We start from the raw sequence: 20552 nt of genomic DNA on the forward strand, positions 1-20552 counted from the left end.
ATATGTTATCAATACTCAATATCAAACTTTTGCAAACGACGATAAAGCGCTTGGCGAGATAAGCCAAAATGGCGAGCCACCTTTGCAATAACACCGTGATATTCGCGCATCGCCGCTTCGATTTCTATTTTATTTGGCTCGTGATTAAGCGCAGCTTTTACCTCGTTCGTTGCTGTTGCCAAGCCAAAATCCGCTAATGCTAATGGACCACTTGGCTTTAGTACTGCAGCGCGTTTACAGGCATTTTCAAGCTCGCGTACATTGCCTGGCCAAGGGTAATTTATCAACGCTTGTTCAGTCGCCAATCCACATTCTCGGTTTGGTAAAAAGTGTTTAACGAGCGGCATAATATCGTCTTTTCGCTCAGCCAGCGGCGGCAGGCGTAACTCAATGACATTGAGGCGATAATAGAGATCTTCTCTAAAGCGCCCCGCTTTAATATCGTGCTGTAAATCAGCATTGGTTGCCGAAATAACCCGTACTTTAACCTGCTTTGTTTGTACTGAACCCAAACGTTCAAACTCGCCGGTTTGCAGCACGCGTAATAGCTTCATTTGACCTGAAGGTGGTAAATTACCAATTTCATCTAAAAATAAAGTACCACCATCGGCTGCCTCAAAACGTCCAATACGCTGCTTATTGGCGCCGGTGTAGGCACCCGCTTCCGCGCCAAATAACTCGGCTTCAATTAACTCGCCGGGTAATGCGCCTGCATTCACTTTAATAAATGGCTGATGGGCTAAATTTGAGTTAAGTTGAATAATTTCAGCGATGCGCTCTTTACCACTGCCATTAGGGCCTGTGATCAACACAGATACATCTGACTTAGCTAATTGCAGTGCCATGTCTACCACCCGCTCCATCGCGGTACTTGCATAGATCAGCCCTGCTAAATTAGCTTGTTGATGTGGTAAGTGGCGTTCATCGTGCTGCCGCGCTAATACTGCATTATCTTGCTGCGCTTTGCCTAACGCGACTAAATTTGCAATGGTGGTAAGTAACTTGTTGTCATCCCATGGTTTGGCAATGTAATCAGCAGCGCCTGCTTTAACTAACTCGATTGCGGTTTCAAGTTCAGTCCAGGCTGTAATGAGAATGATCGGTAGGTTGGCATTTAATTGACGTAGCGTATAGAAAAGGCTAATTCCCTCTTCTCCAGAGGTGGTATCAGCGGCAAAGTTCATGTCTTGAATCGCCAACGCGATACGTTGATAACGTACCGTTTGCTCTGCCTCAAACGGCGTTTTGGCCGTTACAACATCATAGCCATGAATTTCCAAAAGCAGTGATAATGCATCAAGAACGGCTGGGTTATCATCAATGATTAGAATTTTATCCATTTGTTTTTCTTTTATTTATTCGTGCTACACCGACGGTTCTGAGTGTAGCACGAAGACATTGCAAATGGTTAAATCGTTCGTGTCGCAATACTTGGCGCAATATTGGCCGCGCGCTTAGCTGGGCCGATTACTGCAAGTAAGCTCATCACAAATACGCCTAACGCGGTGATTGCTACATACTCATACGATAGCGCTGGTACCGAGTATTGCGTCATTAATTGTTGGCCTAATACGACTGCGCCACACACACCTAACACTAAGCCAGCCAAACAAATAATGCTATTTTCAACCACAAAAAACTTAACAATTGCGGATTTTCGCGCGCCTAGGGCACGTCGTGTACCTATTTGTTTTGTACGCTTATTAATATTAAACAGGGTTAAACCAAAAATACCTAGCGCGGTCACTAATACCAGTACACTGATTAGAATCACCAACATACGCATCATTAATAAATCTTCCGCTACATAATTCGCTTTTTTCTTATCTAACCCTGTTAAGTCTTGAATAACGCGTTTGCCGTAGCTTTGATGCATAACGCTTTCAATTTGCTTCATTACCTCAGCGCGTTGACCCGGTTCAGTGCGTACTAAAAATTGCTGTAACTTATGAGGGTATAGCAATGGCAAAATTACTGATTTATCTTTGCGCTCTTCTAACTTTAACCATGGGCCTTTCATCATGCCGATAATACCAACCACTTTTAGCGGTTGGTCGCCCATATACAGAATTTTACCTAGCCCGTCGCCATCGGGGAAAAACTCGTCCATCAATGCTTTTGTCGCTAATGCCACATTCGGGTGTTTGCTAAAATCTCGATTTATAACAACTTCGTCTTGGGTAAAGTTGCGCCCTGCGATAAGCTCTACACCCAATGTATCTAAACCATGCTCATCGGTTTCAAAATAACTGGCGTTATCTGTTTTCGCTTTATCAGGCGCAGGCTTTAAACGAAATGTCGTTGAAGAACCGCCGCCAGATAAAGGTACAGCGTTTATATGCACGGCATTTACAACACCTGGCATTTGACGCAACGTCACTTCATCAAGTTCAACCTGCTGGATTAAATCCACATCGGTACCAAACATCATCACATTAAATTTAAACATGTTGTCTTCTTGGTAGCCGGTGGGTTGATTTAAATATTCAATACGGTCGTTAATAATAAACGCGGCGTTACTGACGATTGCAGTGGTAATTGCAATTTGAATAAGCAATAACACAGCTCCCACTTTGGAGCGTAACAGCGCATTAAAAATAGGCTTAATTTCTAACATAATACGGTCCTTATTGGGTTTTCAAATACGTCGATGGATTAGTTTTGCACACCAGCCAAGCGGGATACAATGCCGCTATTATGCACGCAACAATCGCAATCACCGGCGCGGTTAGCAACATAATAAAGTCCATATTGGCAAGACTGTCGTAATAACTATAACTTTGGCGAATACCCAAAAGGCCAAGTTGTGCAATTAAAATCCCGACTACGCCGCCAAATAAACCAAGCATCGCCACTTCAACAATATGCTGATAAAACACCTGACGTTTGCTTGCGCCTAGCGCGCGCCTAACACCAACTTCAGGTGCACGACGTAAAAACTTAGCGAGCAGCAGCCCTAAAATATTGGCAATACATACCGCCAAAAACATAAAGCTCAGTGCAACCATTATTTTGTTGTCTTCGTTCACAACTTCCCAGTAAGCAATCCACTCATTTACATCTCTTAGTTTGTACTCGGCATTTTTACGGTTAAAGCGCCCTTGAGTTTGCTGCTGTGCAATATAGTTTGCCAAATATTCACTGTAAGCTTGCTTTTCAGCGGCGTTATTGAGCTGCACCCAAAACTGTAACCATACTTTTTCTGAATTTAATTTATCTGTAAACGTTTTTACAACTTCATGCTTCCAACCATTGGTATTACCCCAGGTATTAATTTCATTCGCTTTAATTAACGAAAACGGGATAAAAATTTGTTCGGGGTCGTTAAATGAACCATTGTTTAAATCATAATATTTAACGTGTAACTGCCAGTCTTTAATCACACCGACAACGCGCATACTGAGATCGTCAAGATAAAGCGTTTGGCCGACACTGTTGTCGCTGCCAAATAGCTTTTTACTCATGCTTTGAGATATCACCACCACAGGTGCAGCACTTTCTTCTTGCTCAATACTCCATACACCGCCATGAATAAACGATAAATTAAACATTTCAAATGCATCACGCGAAATGACGCGGGTAGTTTCCAAAAACGGTTTAACCTTATCTGAGTTTAAATGTACCGAAAATCCCGTTTTCATCATGGCTGCGCGTTTGTACGGTAAATCTGCATTGAGCAGATTAGTTGTATCTTTATAGGTTAACTGATAAGGCAAATCATCTGACGAGAACCATGTTTCAACCTCATCCATAATTTGCAATTGAACAGCAAACAACTTATTACTTTTATTGGGAATTGGGTCCATCGACATCATGTGATACACAGATAGACTCGTCATAGTGACACCTATGCCAATAGCAATTGCCAGCACCATTAAAAAGCTAACAAGCGGTGTTCGCTTGAAGCTCCGCCAGCTTAAATCAATATAATGACCCAACATGGTTATGCTCCTACAGCCACATTAGGATTACCTTGATACAAGGTAAAATCGGCAAGCTGACCGTCAACAACTTGGATGTTGCGTGGTGCACGACGTGCGAGCTCTGCATCATGAGTAACCATAATAATGGTTGCGCCATCGCGATTGATTTGCTCTAGTAATTCCATTACTTGGCGTGCCATTAAGCTGTCTAAGTTACCTGTTGGTTCATCGGCAAGTAAAAAACGAGGCTCACCGGCAAGGGCACGGGCAATTGCAACCCGCTGTTGTTGTCCACCAGAAAGTTGCTGCGGTAAATGTTTCGCGCGACTTGCAAGTCCCACTTGCTCTAAACATTGTTCAATACGGCGTTTTCGCTCTGCAGCTTTAATCCCGCGGTAGCGCAATGGCACTTCGATGTTTTCATATAAATTAAGGTCTGGAATTAAATTAAATCCTTGGAAAATAAACCCAATTTTTTGATTGCGCAGATCTGCACGTTGATTGTCATTTAACTTACCAACATCAATACCATCTAATAAATACTCGCCGCTGGTAAATGGCTCTAGCATGCCTGCGATATTTAAAAAGGTCGTTTTGCCTGAACCCGATGGCCCTGTAACAGCAATAAATTCCCCTTCTTCAACACTTAAATTAAAATCACGAAGTGCATGAGTTTGTACCATTTCTGTTTGATACACCTTGCTTATATTATTCATTTTTAACATTTTTTTGCCTTCTTTCCTGTTGATTAGCGTAGCAATAGCGCATCCGCGTTTTTGAATGTGTCGTAGTTTGAAATAATTATTTCGTCGCCTACGTCTAACCCGGCTAACACCTCTACATGATTAATACTGGTAACGCCCGTGGTAATTTCGATTTTTTGTGCAAGGTCGCCGTTTATTTTATATGCAACATAACCCCCAGCATTTAAAAACCCACCGCGTCTTACCATTAAAATATCACTTCGGTTTTCAAGTAGAATGCGCCCTGACAATCGTTGGTTTTGACGAATATTACTAATATCGCTGGTTTCAAAACGCACTCGAGTGGTCACTTCACGATTGTTTACTTCTGGCGAAATTGCCGAAAGTTGCCCTGTTATTTGCTCTGAACCAATTTTTAATTCAACCGTCATGCCTATGCCTAAGTCATTCGCATAGCTTTCTGGCACTTGCAGCTCAGCTTCAAATGCCGATAAATCAACAAGCGTTAACAAGGCTTGATTTTTTACCACCATCGCCTTTGGCTGTACCAATAAATTACCAACAATGCCCGATACACTGGCTTTTATTGCTAAATTTCCCACTTTACGCTGCAACTCATCAACCACCAGCTGCTGCCTTGCTACTTGGCTTTTTGATGATTGAAGCTCGAATGACAAGGTATCTTTTGCCAACTCAACTTCTTGTTGCGCATGTTTATAAGTGAGCTTGGCTTTGGCTAAATCATCAACCGCTTTTTCTAAATCGATTTGGCTGATCAAACGCTTTTCAATTGAAAGTTGAGCGCGGCGATTTTCGCGCTCTGCTGCGTTTAGCTCTACTTGGGCTAAATCAAGTGTTTTAGTAAGTGCTAAGGCGTGACGTCTGGCCGCCAGTTCACTTCGTGCAAGTTCGCCCTTGAGCCTAGCCAATTCTGACTCTTGTTGTTTTAAGCTATTGTTAAGCTCAGGACTTTCAACCTCAGCAATCACTTGACCTTTTTCAACTGTGTCGCCTGCTTTTACATTCAATGAGACAAAACCTTGTTCAGGGCTATACGCTTTTGGTGCATTCGCCGCTACAATTTTACCGGTTGCAGCAACATCACGTACAAGGTTACCACGCTCTACTTTTGCTAACTGCAGCTGCGCTTTATCTATCGACATGCTGGCGTTATCGCTGTTAAACATGGCAAACCCCGTCCATGTAACAACAGATAGCATCAACGTAATTGCTAAAGCCGGTTTTAATAGTTTTGGCTTTTGTTTGATTACTTGATCTTGGCCACTGGTATCTTTAATCATGTTTTTCCCTAAAATCGTGTGTGTTGTTCAAGTACGCTGATAAACAATGAAGCCAATAACATAAACGCTGGCACAATAAAGAAAGCGGACATTACTACCATTGTTCTATTCCTAAACGATAAACTGATTAACTTAATACCAGTTGCATGCCAAATTTTAATTTAGAACAATTTCAATAAGTTAAATTTGAACATGCAAAAATCAGATTGTCCGCGGACAGAAAAAGTGTCCGCAACGGACACTTTTAAAGTGTCATCAATTAACCGAATAAAAACTAATAGTTAGATGGAACAGAAAGACACAAACAAAAACAAAAAATAAGAAAGACGTATTCGAAACACAACAATCAAAACAAGCGTATTGCGTTGCTACGTGTTAAGTAAATACAAGGTATAACGATTTAACAATGACTGTTAAGTAAAGGAGTAAAATAAGAAAATATAACTAATAATCAATGAGAAAGTAGAAACTTAAAAGGTAAACACTGAAAAGTAAACGAGAAAAGTTGGGTGGCAATCTTACCAGCCACATCCCGGCACATAAGTCACACGCTGTGGCTGCTCCCTTCCGGGCCTGACCAGATTCACGCGCTATTATTGCGGGAGGACCAATAAGATCACCATAATAACTCAGTTAAACAAAGGGTTTTGCTCAACTGCGCGCAGGGATTATCACTATTTTACTGATGAAGTTCAAGCAAAACTTTGTGCATGCTAATCAACTGCGCAACAATTAACCTTAAAGCTGTTTTAACAAACGCGATAACTTGGTTTTCACCTGCGCCATATTATCTGGACCTAAACGCAGTAGCTGTTTTTGTGCATCAGATAAGGCTTCATACTCAGGTACCGCATATTTATATGTTACAGACTGACTTGTAAGCGGCGTATCTAGTGGAACAGCTGGAGTATCAAGTAAATGCTGAATCGCCAGTGCAAGGCGCTGTTCAAATTCATAATCCGATAAACCAATCTCGTCATAAGCATCTTGGATCAGCGGCTTATACTCATCAATTAATGCGATAATTTGTTTTTCTGAAAGCTTAGTCAATAAGCTGACATACGGATCATAGCGCTCAAAACTCTCTGGATTTACGGTAATAATTGCACCGTCGTTTACGCTAAACGCTTTTTTTGGCGCAACAAACATTTGATGCTTTTTAGCAAGCTTACCGTCTGCTAAGTTTTCAGTGTAAACCACCGCGCGGCGAATTAAATCATCGCTAACTACAAGCTTTAACAAGTTCACTGATACAACATCAGCTAGCGACTCTCGTACAACTGAATCGCTATCATCAAGCGAAGGCAACACACGTGTCACTTCTGGCGTTACTGGCTCTTCAACTTCAGGCTCTTTAGTTACAACCACTTGCTCAACAACTGGTTCAATTACAGGATCGTTGGTCACAACTTGTGTTTCTTGCTCTGTCTCTACAGGCTCAGTGGGTTGTGGCAATTCAATTACTTGCCGTTCACCCGGCTCTACTGGTTTGTCGCCTTTCATTAATTGCATGGCTGCTACCGCAATCACGATTGCTACCAGAGAGAGTCCGACAATGTAAGGTAATTTATTTTGAGAATTCGTTGTCATATTTTTCACTGTTCAAATATTTATTTTAGATCTAAAGTGCTCTAAATTAACAATAAAGGGAGAATACAAAGTATCTGATGAATAGTAGCGGGAATAGTTCAAAACATAAAACAAAAATTGCATTACTACTTACTGGTGGTGGCGCACGAGCGGCTTATCAAGTAGGCGTTTTAAAAGCGATTGCGAAAAACCTGCCGCGTAATCAAGTAACGCCATTTGCCATCATAAATGGTACATCTGCGGGCGCAATTAATGCAACGGCGCTCGGTTGTTACGCTTCGTGCTATCAGCTAGCCGTTAAAAAGTTAGAACATGTGTGGAAAAATTTTCGCACCGAGCAGGTTTATCACACCAACTTTTCATCGGTTTTTGGTCATATTTTTATTAATATGTTACGTAGTTTTCAGTCGGATTATGAAAACCACCCACCCGCGAGCTTGCTCAATAACCAACCACTACGAGAATTATTGCGCTCAGTACTCGATTTAAAACGCATCGACAATAATATTCGCAACGACTATTTAGAAGCACTATCGATTACGGCTTCCAGTTATTCGAGCGGTGATTCCGTCGCGTTTTTCCAAGCTAAACATGCCAGCTCTTGGCGCAGAGCTAAAAGGCGTGGTGAAAAAACCACAATTAATATTGAACATTTAATGGCATCCAGTGCCATTCCTATGGTTTTCCCGAGCACCAAAATTCGTCAAGGCTACTTTGGCGATGGCTCAGTGCACCAACATGCTCCGCTGAGCCCTGCAATTCATTTAGGCGCGGAAAAAGTCTTTGTAATTGGTGTTGAGCAACCTATCGATAATAAATATTTTGGTTTTCAGCCACACTACCCCGGTATTTCAACGATTGCCGGCCATTTGCTCGATACCATTTTCTCCGACACCTTACGTGCAGACATTGAACGGCTAGAACGTATTAACCGAACTTTGTCCCTTATTCCTGCGCGCGATAAACATAAAGAACTTAAGCGCATCGCGCACTTTGTGATAAACCCCTCGCAAAACTTTAATGCCATTGCAACGCAGTACTACGACACTATGCCTGTGCCAATAAAAATGCTACTGCGCAGTATTGGTGTAAAAAAGCATTCAGAATCGTCACTGGTGAGTTATTTACTCTTTGAAAAGGAATACACCCAGCATTTGATTGATATTGGCTACCAAGATGGTTTGGCACAATTAGATGAAATAATGGCGTTTTTAGAGTTCACCAATATGCAGTAAGTTTACTATAAACGGGCTAGCGCCCTTCTAATATAAAGCGCTCAGCACGTTCAACACGGCGCGGTTTGCCGCGCACAATTAAAATATCCTGCGCTTTTAATACAGTGTCACTTGGCGGGAAACTTAATTCATTACCATCACGGCGAAGTCCGGTTACATCGACTCGTCGTTTAGTTAAGTTTAAATCACCTAAAGATAATCCTCGTGCATAGGCATCTTCGGTAATCGCGATTGCATGCAAAAATTCAAGGTGATCAGATGAATCGGGGGTCAATGGCGTACTATCACCTGGGAAATAACCATGCAGTAAGCCATAGCGATTGCTACGCTCTGCTTGCACACGCCTTAAAATACGGCGCATCGGCACCCCGGTTAAAAACAGTACATGTGATACCAACATAAGGCTGGCCTCTAGCTTTTCCGGCACCACTTCTGTAACGCCTTTATCTTTAAGCTCAGATAAATATCTATCATCGCGCATGCGTACTAAAATTTTAACCTTGGGCGCAAGCTGCTTAATACTGTTAATAATTGCAAATGCGCTATCTTTATCGGCGAAGGTAATAATCACTAGGCGGCTTTTTGCAATATTGGCACCTTTTAGCACCTCTTTTTGCTTTGCCTGACCAAAATAGATATTTTCTCCAGCGGCCTGCGCCTCTTTAACGCGCACTGTGTCACTATCTATCGCAACAAACGGTATGGCTTCCGTTTTTAAAAAACGCGCAATAATTTGCCCTACACGGCCATAGCCACAAATCACAACATGTTGACTAAACTCGTCGAACTGGGCATCACCGTTGTCATAACTTTGACTATTTTTTGTCAGTAAATTAGGGGCAACTTTGTTGAGAATTTTATACGACAGCAAAGCACCGTTATCCACCAAATAAGGCGTTATCGCCATGCTTAATACGCCAACCGACAACAGCAAGGATGCATTCGCCGAATTTAACAAAGCGTATTTTAATGCGAGTGATATTAAGACAAAGCTAAATTCCCCCATTTGGCATAACATAAGTGCGCTTGCCAACGCATTTTCATGATTTTCGCCAGCGACTTTCGTCACAAAATACGTAATCGCCACTTTCAGTGTCAGCAAGCCAAATAACCCGAGTGCAATCCATTGCAAGTTAGCCACAACAAATGCCATATCAAGCTGCATGCCGATGGTGATAAAAAATAACCCCATTAGAATATCTCTAAATGGACGAATATCGGCTTCTAGTTGATGCTTATATTCACTTTCACCTAACATCATGCCTGCTAGAAAAGCACCTAGTGCCATGGACAAGCCAAAAGCAGACGTTATCGCTGCCGCAATAAGTGCAACCAAAATGGTGGTCAACACAAATAACTCATCACTGCGTGTTTGCGCTATTTCACTGAAAATTCTCGGTAGTACCCACTTGCCAACAGCCATCAATAGCGCAATAACCACACCGCCTTTTGCCAACGCCGTTAAAATGGTGGTCCATAACGACTCTGAGCCATTTGCCAAAAGCGGAAGTGCGATTAATAAAGGCACTACCGCGATATCTTGAAATAGCAAAACGCCAATTGCCAGCTGCCCTGGCCTTGAGCGCAATAATGGCGAGCCACTGACTTGTTTAACCACAATAGCAGTTGACGACAAGGCAACTAAACTACCAATGCTAAACGCCGCTATCATTGAAATTCCAAATAACCACAATAGCACCATAACCACTAAGGTAGTGATTACGACTTGCATTACGCCAACGCCAAAAACAATGTGGCGCATAGCCAGTAAACGAGGAATTGAAAACTCTAACCCTAAGCTAAACAGCAAAAAAACGATGCCAAGTTCGGCAATAAAGTGCATTTGTTCACTTTGTTCAAGCCACGCAAAGCCGTCTTTACCGGCAAGGATGCCCACCGCTAAATAAGCTAAAATGGGTGGCAGATTAAAGCGTTTAAACAGCCAAATCAGAACCACAGCGGCAATCAATATATAGAAGTAAACACCAAACGTATGCTGCAAACACCACCTCTGCCATCGTAATATGCGTTATGTCGAAAAAATGACGAATTCATTAGAAGCGAGTCTCTCTAATCAATTAAATATAGCAAGTATCTGTTTTTCTGCCACTTAATAAAAATGGCTTAGATTTTGCTTAAATATCCATGTACTTAATATTTTGCGGTAGTATGAGGGTAGTTAAGTGGAAAACGTACATGTTTTAACGCGTCAAACAGACAGCAACGGCGATTATTTGCCGTATGGCCAGATCTATTCTGAACAGAATGACATAAGCCATACCCATGCGTTAGTAACGCAACTTCAAAAAACACTTGAGCTTACAAAATTATTAAACATCTTTTCGGTTGAAGCATCACGCGTAGTGCAATTTGCAGGCCTACAATTTCATAGTACCGAAGGGGTAATTGAAATGACTGGCAGTAAAATTGAAGGTGAAAACCACGCCTTTGATCTGATGGCTGATGGCGAACGTCTTGGCCAGCTTATTTACTTTTGCCAAAATCTACCACAATACGCAAAGCAGAAATTAGCAAGATTACATACCGCACTTGTCTACCCTCTGCGCAATGCACTGTTGTTTTCACGCGTGAAAAAGCTGGCTACCAAAGATGCATTAACCGGGCTAAATAACCGCAGCATGTTTGACGATTGCCTATACCGCAAACTTGAGCGAAGCCGCCGTCATCACCGCAGCTTTGGCTTAATGTTGTTAGATTTAGATAACTTTAAGCAAGTAAACGACCAACATGGGCACCAAGTGGGCGATCAAGTATTGATCGATTTTGCCAATATTCTGACAGACTGTGTAAGGGGCACAGACACCGTATTTAGGTTTGGTGGTGATGAATTTGCCATTTTAATTGATGACGACAACTTTGACGTAAGTCATATCTTAGCTAATCGCATTAAAAAACGCGTGCACAGTCACCAACTGCTGAAAACCCATTCAGTAACCACCAGCATTGGTTTTTCATTAAGTAAGGCAAAAGATATTCCTAACAGCATTTTTGAACGTGCAGATAGAGCGCTTTATGCTGCAAAACAAGACGGACGGGATTGTTGCAAAACAAACTAAGGCGTAGCCAGAAAGAAAAAAGGAAGCATTAGCTTCCTTTTTTTAGACGATAACCGGTCAGCAGCAAACACAAACCGACAAAAAAAGCCCCGAGCACATTGGCTATTTCAAAAAAGCTGGTAATTGGTGTCACGATAATACAAATAAGTGGACACATTACCGCTAACAAAAAGAAACTTCCGCCTTTTCCTAACCAATAGCACAACAGCAATGCAGCAGTAATCGCGCCAAAAATAGCGCCATAGAGCACCACAGTAAGATTAAACGAAAAAATAAGGCTCACCGCCAACACCACTGCAAATACAATTAAGCCGATATAAGCTTGCCCAATAAGTGAAAAACCAACTGCTTGACTAGTTTTCATTTGTTTCCTTTTGTTGCCAACATAGCCCGTTTTCGGCGTATGCATGTTTTGATATGCCCAAGCCAATCACTTGAACAAGTTGATTGTTATAGTAAATTCCCGCAACCAATGGGCGTTGCCAAGGTGGTATACCAGCCTCTTTTAGCCATGTGCTAACCGATTTAGTACAGTTTCGGTGTTGTAAGGTAAACTTTTCAGCGCCAATATCAAAACGCAGATTAACCTGCTCATCCATAAATGGCGCGCGTGCACCTTGCGCTCTTTTTTCTACACTAAACTCTTGGCTCTCAATAATCACTGAGCTTAGCCCAATGTTATCTTGATTTTCAGGCACCGCCTGAGGTAACACGATAAATAAAGCATCTTGGTAGCGCTTAATCGCAAAACCACAACATTCAATACTCACTTGCGCATCTATTTTTGCGTTAAATGCTTGCTGGTAAACTTGATCTAGCACCTTTTGAGATGGCAAAACTAGGTTATTTTGCTGTAGCCAATAACGTATTAAATTATCAATGCGCGCGCGAGAAAAACCAATCACTTCATTGAGCAGAAAACGCTGATGAAAAATACACTTTTTCGCGTCTTCGGTAATGTATTCATCCAGCAATTGTTGTTGAGATTGCAGTAAATTCACTACACGAGCGACTGTATTGCTAAAGCCCTTAAAGCGTTTATTAAGTTCAGGAAGGATTTTATTGCGTAAAAAATTTCGGTCAAAGCGATCGTCGTGATTTGATTCATCATTTATGTGTGAAAGTTGCTGAACCTTTGCGTACTCAACAATGTCTTTACGCATAATGCCTAATAACGGGCGAAATACTGGTAACCCATTTTCAATGCGCGTGCGCTGTTTCATCGCACCTAAACCCAACAGCCCTGCCCCGCGTTTTAAACGAATAAAAAACGTTTCCACTTGGTCGTCAAGATGCTGTCCAAGTAATAATTCTGAATCGCTATGCAAGTGCGCTTTTAGTGCGTTGTAACGTGCCGTGCGCGCCACCGCCTCTAAGCTTTCACGACTAGCTTTTTTCACGCTTACTCGGTACGCCTTAAACGGGACTTGCCATTGTTGACATAAATCGGTACAAAACGCCTGCCACATATTGGCATTATCACTTAAGCCATGGTTGATATGCACAGCGTCGATTTCAATGTGCGTGAATTCATCGCGAAAACGCTTCGCTAAATGTAATAATACAACCGAGTCAACACCACCCGAAAGCGCAACCGTAAAGCGCGTTTTTTCGGTGTTGTTAAGCTCATATTTAAAAGTGGAATAAATATCTTTCATAAACAAAAAAAGCCGCAAAATGCGGCTTTTTCCAAAATCTTTTAATTAGCAGTAACCAAAAGACATTAAACGCTCGTAGCGCTGCTCTAACATTTCTTCTAATGATAAAGCTTTCAAATCACCTAAGTCACGTTTAATTTGTGCTTTAAGCGATTTAGCCATTGCATCGTAGTTACGGTGTGCACCGCCTAGTGGCTCCTCAACAATCGAGTTGATTAGGTCTAAGCTCTTAACACGATCAGCGCTTACACCCATAGCTTCTGCTGCAAGCGGCGCTTTTTCTGCACTTTTCCAAAGAATTGATGCACAACCTTCCGGTGAAATTACTGAGTATGTGCTGTACTGAAGCATATTAACACGGTCACCCACGCCAATTGCTAATGCACCACCTGAACCACCTTCACCAATTACCGTACAGATCACTGGTACTTTAAGGCCTGCCATCACTTTAAGGTTTTTAGCGATTGCTTCACTTTGACCACGTTCTTCAGCACCAACACCTGGGTATGCTCCTGGCGTGTCGATAAACGTGATGATTGGCATATTAAAACGCTCAGCCATTTCCATTAAACGTAACGCTTTACGGTAGCCTTCTGGTTTTGGCATACCAAAGTTACGCTTAATTTTCTCTGCTGTATCGCGGCCTTTTTGTTGACCGATAACCATTACTGGTTCGCCATCTAAACGTGCAATACCGCCTACAATAGCCGGATCGTTAGCAAATGCGCGGTCGCCTGCTAATTCGTCGAACTCGGTGAAAATACGTTCGATATAATCTTTGGTATACGGACGTAACGGGTGACGAGCAAGCTGCGAAACCTGCCATGGACCTAGATCAGAGAAAATTTTATTGGTCAGCTCTACGCTCTTATCTTTAAGGCGTGAAACTTCTTCTTCTAGACTCAGATCCAGTTCACCACCGCGACCTACATTTTTAAGTTCTTCAATTTTTGCTTCCAACTCTGCAATTGGAAGTTCAAAATCAAGATAATTGAGACTCATGCTCTAAACTACCTAATTAAATTCTAGTTCAATATTCTGTGCTACTAAGCGTGAGAGATTAGCAAGTAACTCGTCACTGGGTGTAACACACCACTGTGTTCCTAATGAAAGCTCAGTTGTTGCATCTGGGCGTTCATATTGAATTCTTATTGGGCAAGTACCAAATTTATACGGGGTGATGGTATGCTCTAATCGAGACAAGAAGTTATCACTCACTTCCTGCATTTTCACCGTCATTTTTATGTTTTTAACCCGCTTTTCACGAACAGATTCAATACTTGCAACTTCGCGAGCGGTCATTGTAATACCACCTGAGAAGTTATCAAAGCTGACCACACCAGATATCACCAAGATATTGTTCATTTGCAGCAGTTCTTGGTAAGTTTCGAACTGTTCAGGAAATAAACGAATATCAATTCGGGCACTTTTATCATCCAGTGTCAGTAGTCCCCAACGCTTTCCTTTTTTATTAATTAAGGTACGCGCATTAATCACTAAACCTGCCGCTGTAGACGTTACATCACGTTCCGTCGGTTGTAAATCGACAAGTCGACCCGACACATAATTTTTAAGCTCAATACGGTATTGATTAATTGGGTGACCGGTCAAGTAAAGTCCCAGTGTTTCGCGCTCACCTTCTAGCCATTCGTTATCGGTAAATTTAGGTGCTTGCACAAATGCTGCGGCAACTTCCTCAGGCTCCGTTGCCAATAAACCAAATAAATCGCTTTGGCCTAATGCTTCAGCTTTATTGTGTTGATCGGCCGATTTAAGCGCATCAGGTAAGCTGGCAATTAAAATAGAGCGTGCACTTTGTGTTTGCTCTGGACCCAATTTATCCATCGCGCCGGACATAATCAGTTTTTCAATCACACGTTTATTTAAACGCTTAATATCGACGCGCGCACAGAAATCGAATAAATCTTTAAATGGACCGCCCGCTTCTCGCGCTTCTAAAATTGCCTCTACTGGGCCTTCACCTACACCTTTAATTGCCCCAATACCGTAAACAATTTCGCCTTGATTATTTACCGTAAACTTATATAAACCAGAGTTCACATCAGGCGGTAATAATGTGAGTTTCATATTCTCACATTCATCAACAAGGGTAACAATTTTATCGGTGTTATCCATATCGGCAGACATTACCGCCGCCATAAACTCTGCTGGATAATGGGTTTTCATCCAAAGCGTTTGATAAGATACTAGCGCGTATGCTGCCGAGTGCGATTTGTTAAAGCCGTAACCTGCGAATTTTTCTACAAGGTCGAAGATCTTCATCGCAAGTTCGCCGTCTACGCCATTTTGCTTTGCACCATCCTCAAAGGTTGAACGCTGCTTGGCCATTTCTTCCGGCTTTTTCTTACCCATTGCACGACGCAGTAAGTCAGCGCCACCAAGGCTATACCCTGCTAGTACCTGAGCAATCTGCATTACCTGTTCTTGGTAAAGAATAATGCCATAGGTTGGCTCTAAGATAGGCTGCAAGCTTTCGTGCTGATACTGCGCATCGGGGTAGGACACTTCTTCACGTCCGTGCTTACGGTCGATAAAGTTATCTACCATGCCCGATTGCAATGGACCTGGACGGAAAAGTGCAACCAGTGCGATCATATCTTCAAAGCAGTCAGGCTTTAAGCGACGGATAAGGTCTTTCATGCCGCGTGATTCAAGCTGGAATACTGCGGTGGTTTCTGCGCGCAGTAGTAATTCAAAGCTCGGCGGATCATTTAGCGGAATAGCGGCAATATCGATATGTTCTTTTTGCTCACGCGTTAAGCGCTCATTGGCCATATCAATAGCCCACTGCAAAATGGTTAAAGTACGTAACCCTAAGAAGTCGAACTTAACCAGACCCGCTGTTTCTACATCATTTTTATCAAATTGGGTAACCGGGAATTTACCCTCATCATCACAATAAAGTGCGGCGAAATCGGTAATGGTTGTCGGTGAAATAACAACACCACCGGCGTGTTTACCGGCATTACGTGTACAGCCTTCTAAAATGCGGCACATATCGATAAGTTCTTTTACTTCATCGTCTGTGTCGTAGGCCTCTGGTAAACGCGGTTCAACATCAAAGGCTTTTGCCAATGTCATACCCGGATCGCCCGGTACTAATTTTGAAATACGGTCAACAAAACCATAAGGGTGACCTAGTACACGGCCTACATCGCGTATTACCGCTTTTGCCGCCATCGTACCAAAAGTAATAATCTGCGATACCGCATCACGGCCATAGAGTTTAGCAACGTGGTCGATTACTTCATCGCGTCGGTCCATACAGAAATCGACGTCGAAATCGGGCATGGATACACGTTCTGGGTTTAAGAAACGCTCGAAAAGTAAGTCAAATTGCAGTGGATCAAGATCGGTGATCTTTAGCGCATAAGCAACTAATGAACCTGCACCTGAACCACGGCCTGGACCCACCGGAATAATGTTATCTTTACTCCACTGGATGAATTCCATTACGATTAAGAAGTAACCTGGGAAACCCATTTGGTTAATTACGTCAAGTTCAATTCTTAAGCGGTCATCATATTCGACGCGTTTGACTTTGCGATCTTCTTCATCGGGGAATAAGAACTGCAAACGTTCTTCCAGACCATCTTCCGATACTTTTACTAAGAAATCTTCAATCGACAAAGAACCCGTTGGGTAATCTGGTAAGAAGTAAGTGCCAAGTTGAATGGTAACATTACAACGTTTGGCAATTTCTACCGAGTTTTCCAGTGCTTCTGGAATATCCGAGAACAACTCACACATTTGTTCTTCGGTTTTTAAATATTGCTGCTCTGAAAAACGTTTAGGACGGCGTTTATCATCAAGGGTAAAACCATCGTGAATAGCAACACGAATTTCATGAGCTTCAAAGTCTTCTTTATTGAGAAACACGACTTCGTTGGTGGCAACAACCGGCAAACCTGAGTATTGAGCATAAGCCACCGCACTATGCAAATAATCTTCTTCTTGCTCGCGCTCAGTGCGCGTTAGCTCAATATAGTAATGATCTTTAAAGTGTTCTAAATAAAAGTTACCAATGGATTTGGTTAAATCATTATTGCCTTTTAATAAGGCTTTACCCAAGTCACCGTCTTTGGCACCTGAGAGTAAAATAAGGCCTTCTTTATGCTCAATAAGCCACTCTCTATCAACCATAGGACGTTGCATAAGGTGGCCGCGTTGATAGCCTTTGGAAATAAGCAGTGTAAGGTTCTTATAGCCCGCATTATTTTTAGCAAGTACGACCAAACGACAAGGCTCATCGGGAAATTCAGGACTGTGTAACCACAGATCAGCGCCAACAATGGGTTTAATACCAGCACCATGCGCAGCACCGTAAAAGCGCACTAAACCGCACAAGTTCATTTGATCAGTAATGGCAAATGCAGGCATATTCAGCTCTGCAATTTTACCGACGATAGGCTTAGTTTTTGCTAAGCCGTCCACCATTGAATAATCACTGTGAACACGTAAGTGTATAAATTTAGGGTCTTGCATTATCTGCCTAACTTGATTGACCAAGCATTAATTAGCAATTGTTGGTCTGTTCTATTATTGTTTTTACGGGCTTAAAGCTTTGTCTATGATGCGGCGTAACACCGTGAAGTGCAAGTGCTTCTAAATGCGCCTTGGTTGGGTAACCTTTATGGCCGGCAAAGCCATAATTTGGGTACTCAGTATCCAGTGCTTTCATTTCATTATCACGGGTCACTTTGGCAAGAATTGATGCTGCGCTAATTTCGGCAACTAAGCTATCACCTTTAACAACGGCTTGTGCAGGTACATTGATATCTGGCAAGCGATTACCATCAATAAACACAAACTCTGCTGGGATTGATAAGCCTTCCACCGCGCGCTTCATCGCAAGCATGGTAGCATGCAAAATATTAAGCTCGTCAATTTCTGCTACGCTGGCGCGGGCAATATGAAAGCACAGCGCCTTTTCAATAATTTCTTCGTAAAGTGCCAAGCGCTTTTTTTCGGTTAGCTTTTTTGAATCGGCAAGACCCGCGATTGGCTTTGATGGATCTAAAATAACCGCAGCGGTTACCACATCGCCCACGAGCGGACCACGCCCTACTTCATCAACACCTGCAATAAGTTGCGTATTTGGACGAATAATCTCAGTCATGTTTGTTCTCTATTACATTACTTACAGCCAGTGCCGCTTGTTTACTGGCGTCAAGCCTTAATGACTTATGCATTTCATAAAACGTTTGTTTTAATGCTGTTTGATCTTCTTCTAACAATGGTTTTAAAGTTGTTGCCAAATTTTCAGGGGTTAAATCATTTTGCAATAGCTCAGGCACTAGTTGCTTTCCTGCCAATAAATTAGGCAGTGAGAAGTGTTCAATGTTAAATTTAAATAAACGTGTCACTAAGTGATATGTCAGGGCTTTTAGCTTGTAGCCAACCACCATAGGGCGTTTAAGTAACATGCATTCAAGTGCTGCCGTACCCGACGCTAATAACACCGCATCAGAAGCGGTCATTACTTCACGCGATTTGCCATCAACAAGGGTAAATATATCTGCCGCATTGAGCTTGGTTGCGACAGCTAAAAACTCTTCTTTACGTTTTTCATTAACCAAAGGCACCAATACTTTTAACTTGGGTAGTTCGGCTTTAAGTAACAACACCGCTTGAATATAGGGTTCACTTAATAAAGTAACTTCAGAGCCTCGGCTGCCCGGCAGAACAGCTAACACTTTATCTGTAGCTGATAAATCAAACAGCGCTCTACTGGCAGTTTGTTCATCTTCGAGCGGCAACTCATCCGCCAAAGTATGGCCGACAAACGCACATGGAATATTGTGTTTATCGTAAAACGCTTTTTCAAATGGTAATAATGCAAGCACTAAATTAGTGGCTTCTGCCACTTTAAAAACACGTTTTTCACGCCATGCCCACACCGATGGGCTAACATAATGCACAGTTTTAATACCAGCAGCCTTTAACGGCTTTTCAACGCGCAAGTTAAAGTCGGGTGCATCAATGCCAATAAAAATATCCGGCGGGTTATCGATAAAACGCTGTACAATTTGCTTTTTAATGCTGAGTAGACGAAATAACTTAGGCATTACTTCAAACACGCCCATTACGGCGAGTTCTTCCATTTGAAAATGGGTTTTAAACCCTTCAGCCAGCATACGCGGACCGCCAATGCCCTCAAATGTGGCATTTGGGTAATGCTGTTTTAGTGCTTTAATTAAACCTGCACCTAAAATATCGCCGGAGTGTTCCCCGGCGATAAGTGCAATTCGAAGTGGCTCATTCGAGATCATTAACGAATTAACCCTCGACTTGAGTTTCTAGCAAAATCAATCATGTTTTGCACTGCTTTGAACTGCTCGGCTTCTTTTTCCATTTCAACAAGTGCCGCATCCAGTTTATTACCTTTACGGTATAACTGCTTGTATGCGCGACGTAATGCCATGATTTCATCTGACTCAAAGCCACGACGTTTTAGACCTTCAGTGTTGATTGCCACAGGACGTGCTGGTGTGCCGATAGTTGTTACAAACGGTGGTACATCTTGGTTAACACCAGAGTACATGCCAATAAACGCATGTGAACCGATATGACAAAACTGATGAATACCTGAGTTGCCCGCCAAAATTACCCAGTCGCCAATATGTACGTGACCAGCCGCACTTGCGTTATTAGCGAAAATACAGTTATTGCCTATCACACAGTCATGGGCAACGTGTGTATACGCCATAAATAAGTTATTTGAGCCAATCTTGGTGATGCCTTCATCCTGAATGGTACCACGGTGAATTGTGGCACATTCGCGGATCACGTTGTTGTCACCAATGATCAGCTTGGTTGGTTCATCCTTGTACTTTTTGTCTTGGCACGCTTCACCCACTGAAGCGAACTGGAAAATATGATTACCAGAACCAATTGTTGACGGCCCTTTTATCACTACGTGTGATTCGATGATACAATCATCACCAATCACCACGTCGTTGCCGATGTAGCTGTAAGGACCAACTTTTACGTTGTTGCCAAGTTGAGCGCCAGGCTCAATAATTGCAGTAGGATGGATCACG

General features: G+C 42.4%; 16 protein-coding genes and 1 other RNA gene. 2 read left to right on the plus strand and 15 right to left on the minus strand.

Features of this window, described 5'->3' with window-relative positions:
- Positions 1-8: 8 nt before the first annotated feature.
- The 7 genes from C2M30_RS11405 to C2M30_RS11435 form a co-directional block, all read right to left on the minus strand.
- A complete protein-coding gene (locus tag C2M30_RS11405) occupies positions 9-1340 on the minus strand; it encodes a sigma-54-dependent transcriptional regulator (protein ID WP_105171711.1) in 1332 nt (443 codons plus the stop codon).
- Between the two features lie 68 nt (positions 1341-1408).
- The gene (locus tag C2M30_RS11410) at positions 1409-2617 is read right to left on the minus strand and encodes an ABC transporter permease (RefSeq protein ID WP_105171712.1); all 1209 of its coding nucleotides are present in this window, start codon (positions 2615-2617) and stop codon (positions 1409-1411) included.
- Positions 2618-2627: 10 nt separating this feature from the next.
- Positions 2628-3941 carry an ABC transporter permease gene (locus tag C2M30_RS11415; RefSeq protein WP_105171713.1) on the minus strand — a complete coding sequence of 438 codons (1314 nt, stop codon included), beginning with the start codon at positions 3939-3941 and terminating at the stop codon, positions 2628-2630.
- A 2-nt stretch (positions 3942-3943) separates the two neighbouring features.
- On the minus strand, positions 3944-4648 hold the full coding sequence (locus C2M30_RS11420; protein ID WP_010559735.1) for an ABC transporter ATP-binding protein: 705 nt from the start codon (positions 4646-4648) through the stop codon (positions 3944-3946).
- A gap of 23 nt (positions 4649-4671) precedes the next feature.
- Positions 4672-5928 (minus strand): efflux RND transporter periplasmic adaptor subunit, encoded by a 1257-nt coding sequence (locus tag C2M30_RS11425; protein ID WP_105171714.1) that lies wholly within the window; start codon positions 5926-5928, stop codon positions 4672-4674.
- Between the two features lie 516 nt (positions 5929-6444).
- Positions 6445-6541, minus strand: an RNA gene (gene ffs / locus C2M30_RS11430) — signal recognition particle sRNA small type.
- 125 nt (positions 6542-6666) lie between these two features.
- Entirely contained in the window at positions 6667-7518 is an 852-nt protein-coding gene (locus C2M30_RS11435) for a DUF3014 domain-containing protein (RefSeq protein ID WP_105171715.1), read from the minus strand.
- Between the two features lie 77 nt (positions 7519-7595).
- Between C2M30_RS11435 and C2M30_RS11440 the strand changes: the two genes are divergently transcribed.
- A complete protein-coding gene (locus C2M30_RS11440; protein WP_105171716.1) occupies positions 7596-8753 on the plus strand; it encodes a patatin-like phospholipase family protein in 1158 nt (385 codons plus the stop codon).
- Between the two features lie 16 nt (positions 8754-8769).
- Here the strand turns inward: C2M30_RS11440 and C2M30_RS11445 are convergent, their stop codons facing one another.
- Positions 8770-10755: a cation:proton antiporter domain-containing protein gene (locus C2M30_RS11445; protein WP_105171717.1), complete on the minus strand. Its 1986-nt coding sequence runs from the start codon at positions 10753-10755 to the stop codon at positions 8770-8772.
- Between the two features lie 181 nt (positions 10756-10936).
- Between C2M30_RS11445 and C2M30_RS11450 the strand changes: the two genes are divergently transcribed.
- A complete protein-coding gene (locus C2M30_RS11450; protein ID WP_105171718.1) occupies positions 10937-11830 on the plus strand; it encodes a GGDEF domain-containing protein in 894 nt (297 codons plus the stop codon).
- 28 nt (positions 11831-11858) lie between these two features.
- On the opposite strand, the gene C2M30_RS11455 is transcribed toward C2M30_RS11450, so the two are convergent.
- From C2M30_RS11455 to lpxA, 7 genes are read right to left on the minus strand one after another with little or no spacing between them, the layout of a single operon-like run.
- Entirely contained in the window at positions 11859-12194 is a 336-nt protein-coding gene (locus C2M30_RS11455) for a hypothetical protein (RefSeq protein ID WP_054979856.1), read from the minus strand.
- Positions 12184-13488, minus strand: coding sequence for a tRNA lysidine(34) synthetase TilS (gene tilS, locus C2M30_RS11460; protein ID WP_105171719.1), 1305 nt, complete (start codon positions 13486-13488; stop codon positions 12184-12186). Before tilS ends, C2M30_RS11455 begins: the two co-directional genes overlap by 11 nt.
- A 45-nt stretch (positions 13489-13533) precedes the next feature.
- Complete coding sequence (gene accA, locus C2M30_RS11465; RefSeq protein ID WP_054979858.1) at positions 13534-14490, minus strand: acetyl-CoA carboxylase carboxyl transferase subunit alpha; 957 nt, start codon at positions 14488-14490, stop codon at positions 13534-13536.
- 12 nt (positions 14491-14502) lie between these two features.
- Positions 14503-17994 (minus strand): DNA polymerase III subunit alpha, encoded by a 3492-nt coding sequence (gene dnaE / locus C2M30_RS11470; protein WP_105171720.1) that lies wholly within the window; start codon positions 17992-17994, stop codon positions 14503-14505.
- Between the two features lie 31 nt (positions 17995-18025).
- Positions 18026-18628, minus strand: coding sequence for a ribonuclease HII (rnhB, locus tag C2M30_RS11475; protein WP_105171721.1), 603 nt, complete (start codon positions 18626-18628; stop codon positions 18026-18028).
- The gene (lpxB, locus tag C2M30_RS11480) at positions 18621-19781 is read right to left on the minus strand and encodes a lipid-A-disaccharide synthase (RefSeq protein WP_105171722.1); all 1161 of its coding nucleotides are present in this window, start codon (positions 19779-19781) and stop codon (positions 18621-18623) included. Before lpxB ends, rnhB begins: the two co-directional genes overlap by 8 nt.
- Positions 19781-20551 (minus strand): acyl-ACP--UDP-N-acetylglucosamine O-acyltransferase, encoded by a 771-nt coding sequence (lpxA, locus tag C2M30_RS11485; protein ID WP_010559704.1) that lies wholly within the window; start codon positions 20549-20551, stop codon positions 19781-19783. Before lpxA ends, lpxB begins: the two co-directional genes overlap by 1 nt.
- Position 20552 lies beyond the last annotated feature (1 nt).

Source organism: Pseudoalteromonas sp. T1lg24 (genome assembly GCF_002964745.1).
GTDB classification, from domain to species: Bacteria; Pseudomonadota; Gammaproteobacteria; order Enterobacterales; family Alteromonadaceae; genus Pseudoalteromonas; species Pseudoalteromonas spongiae.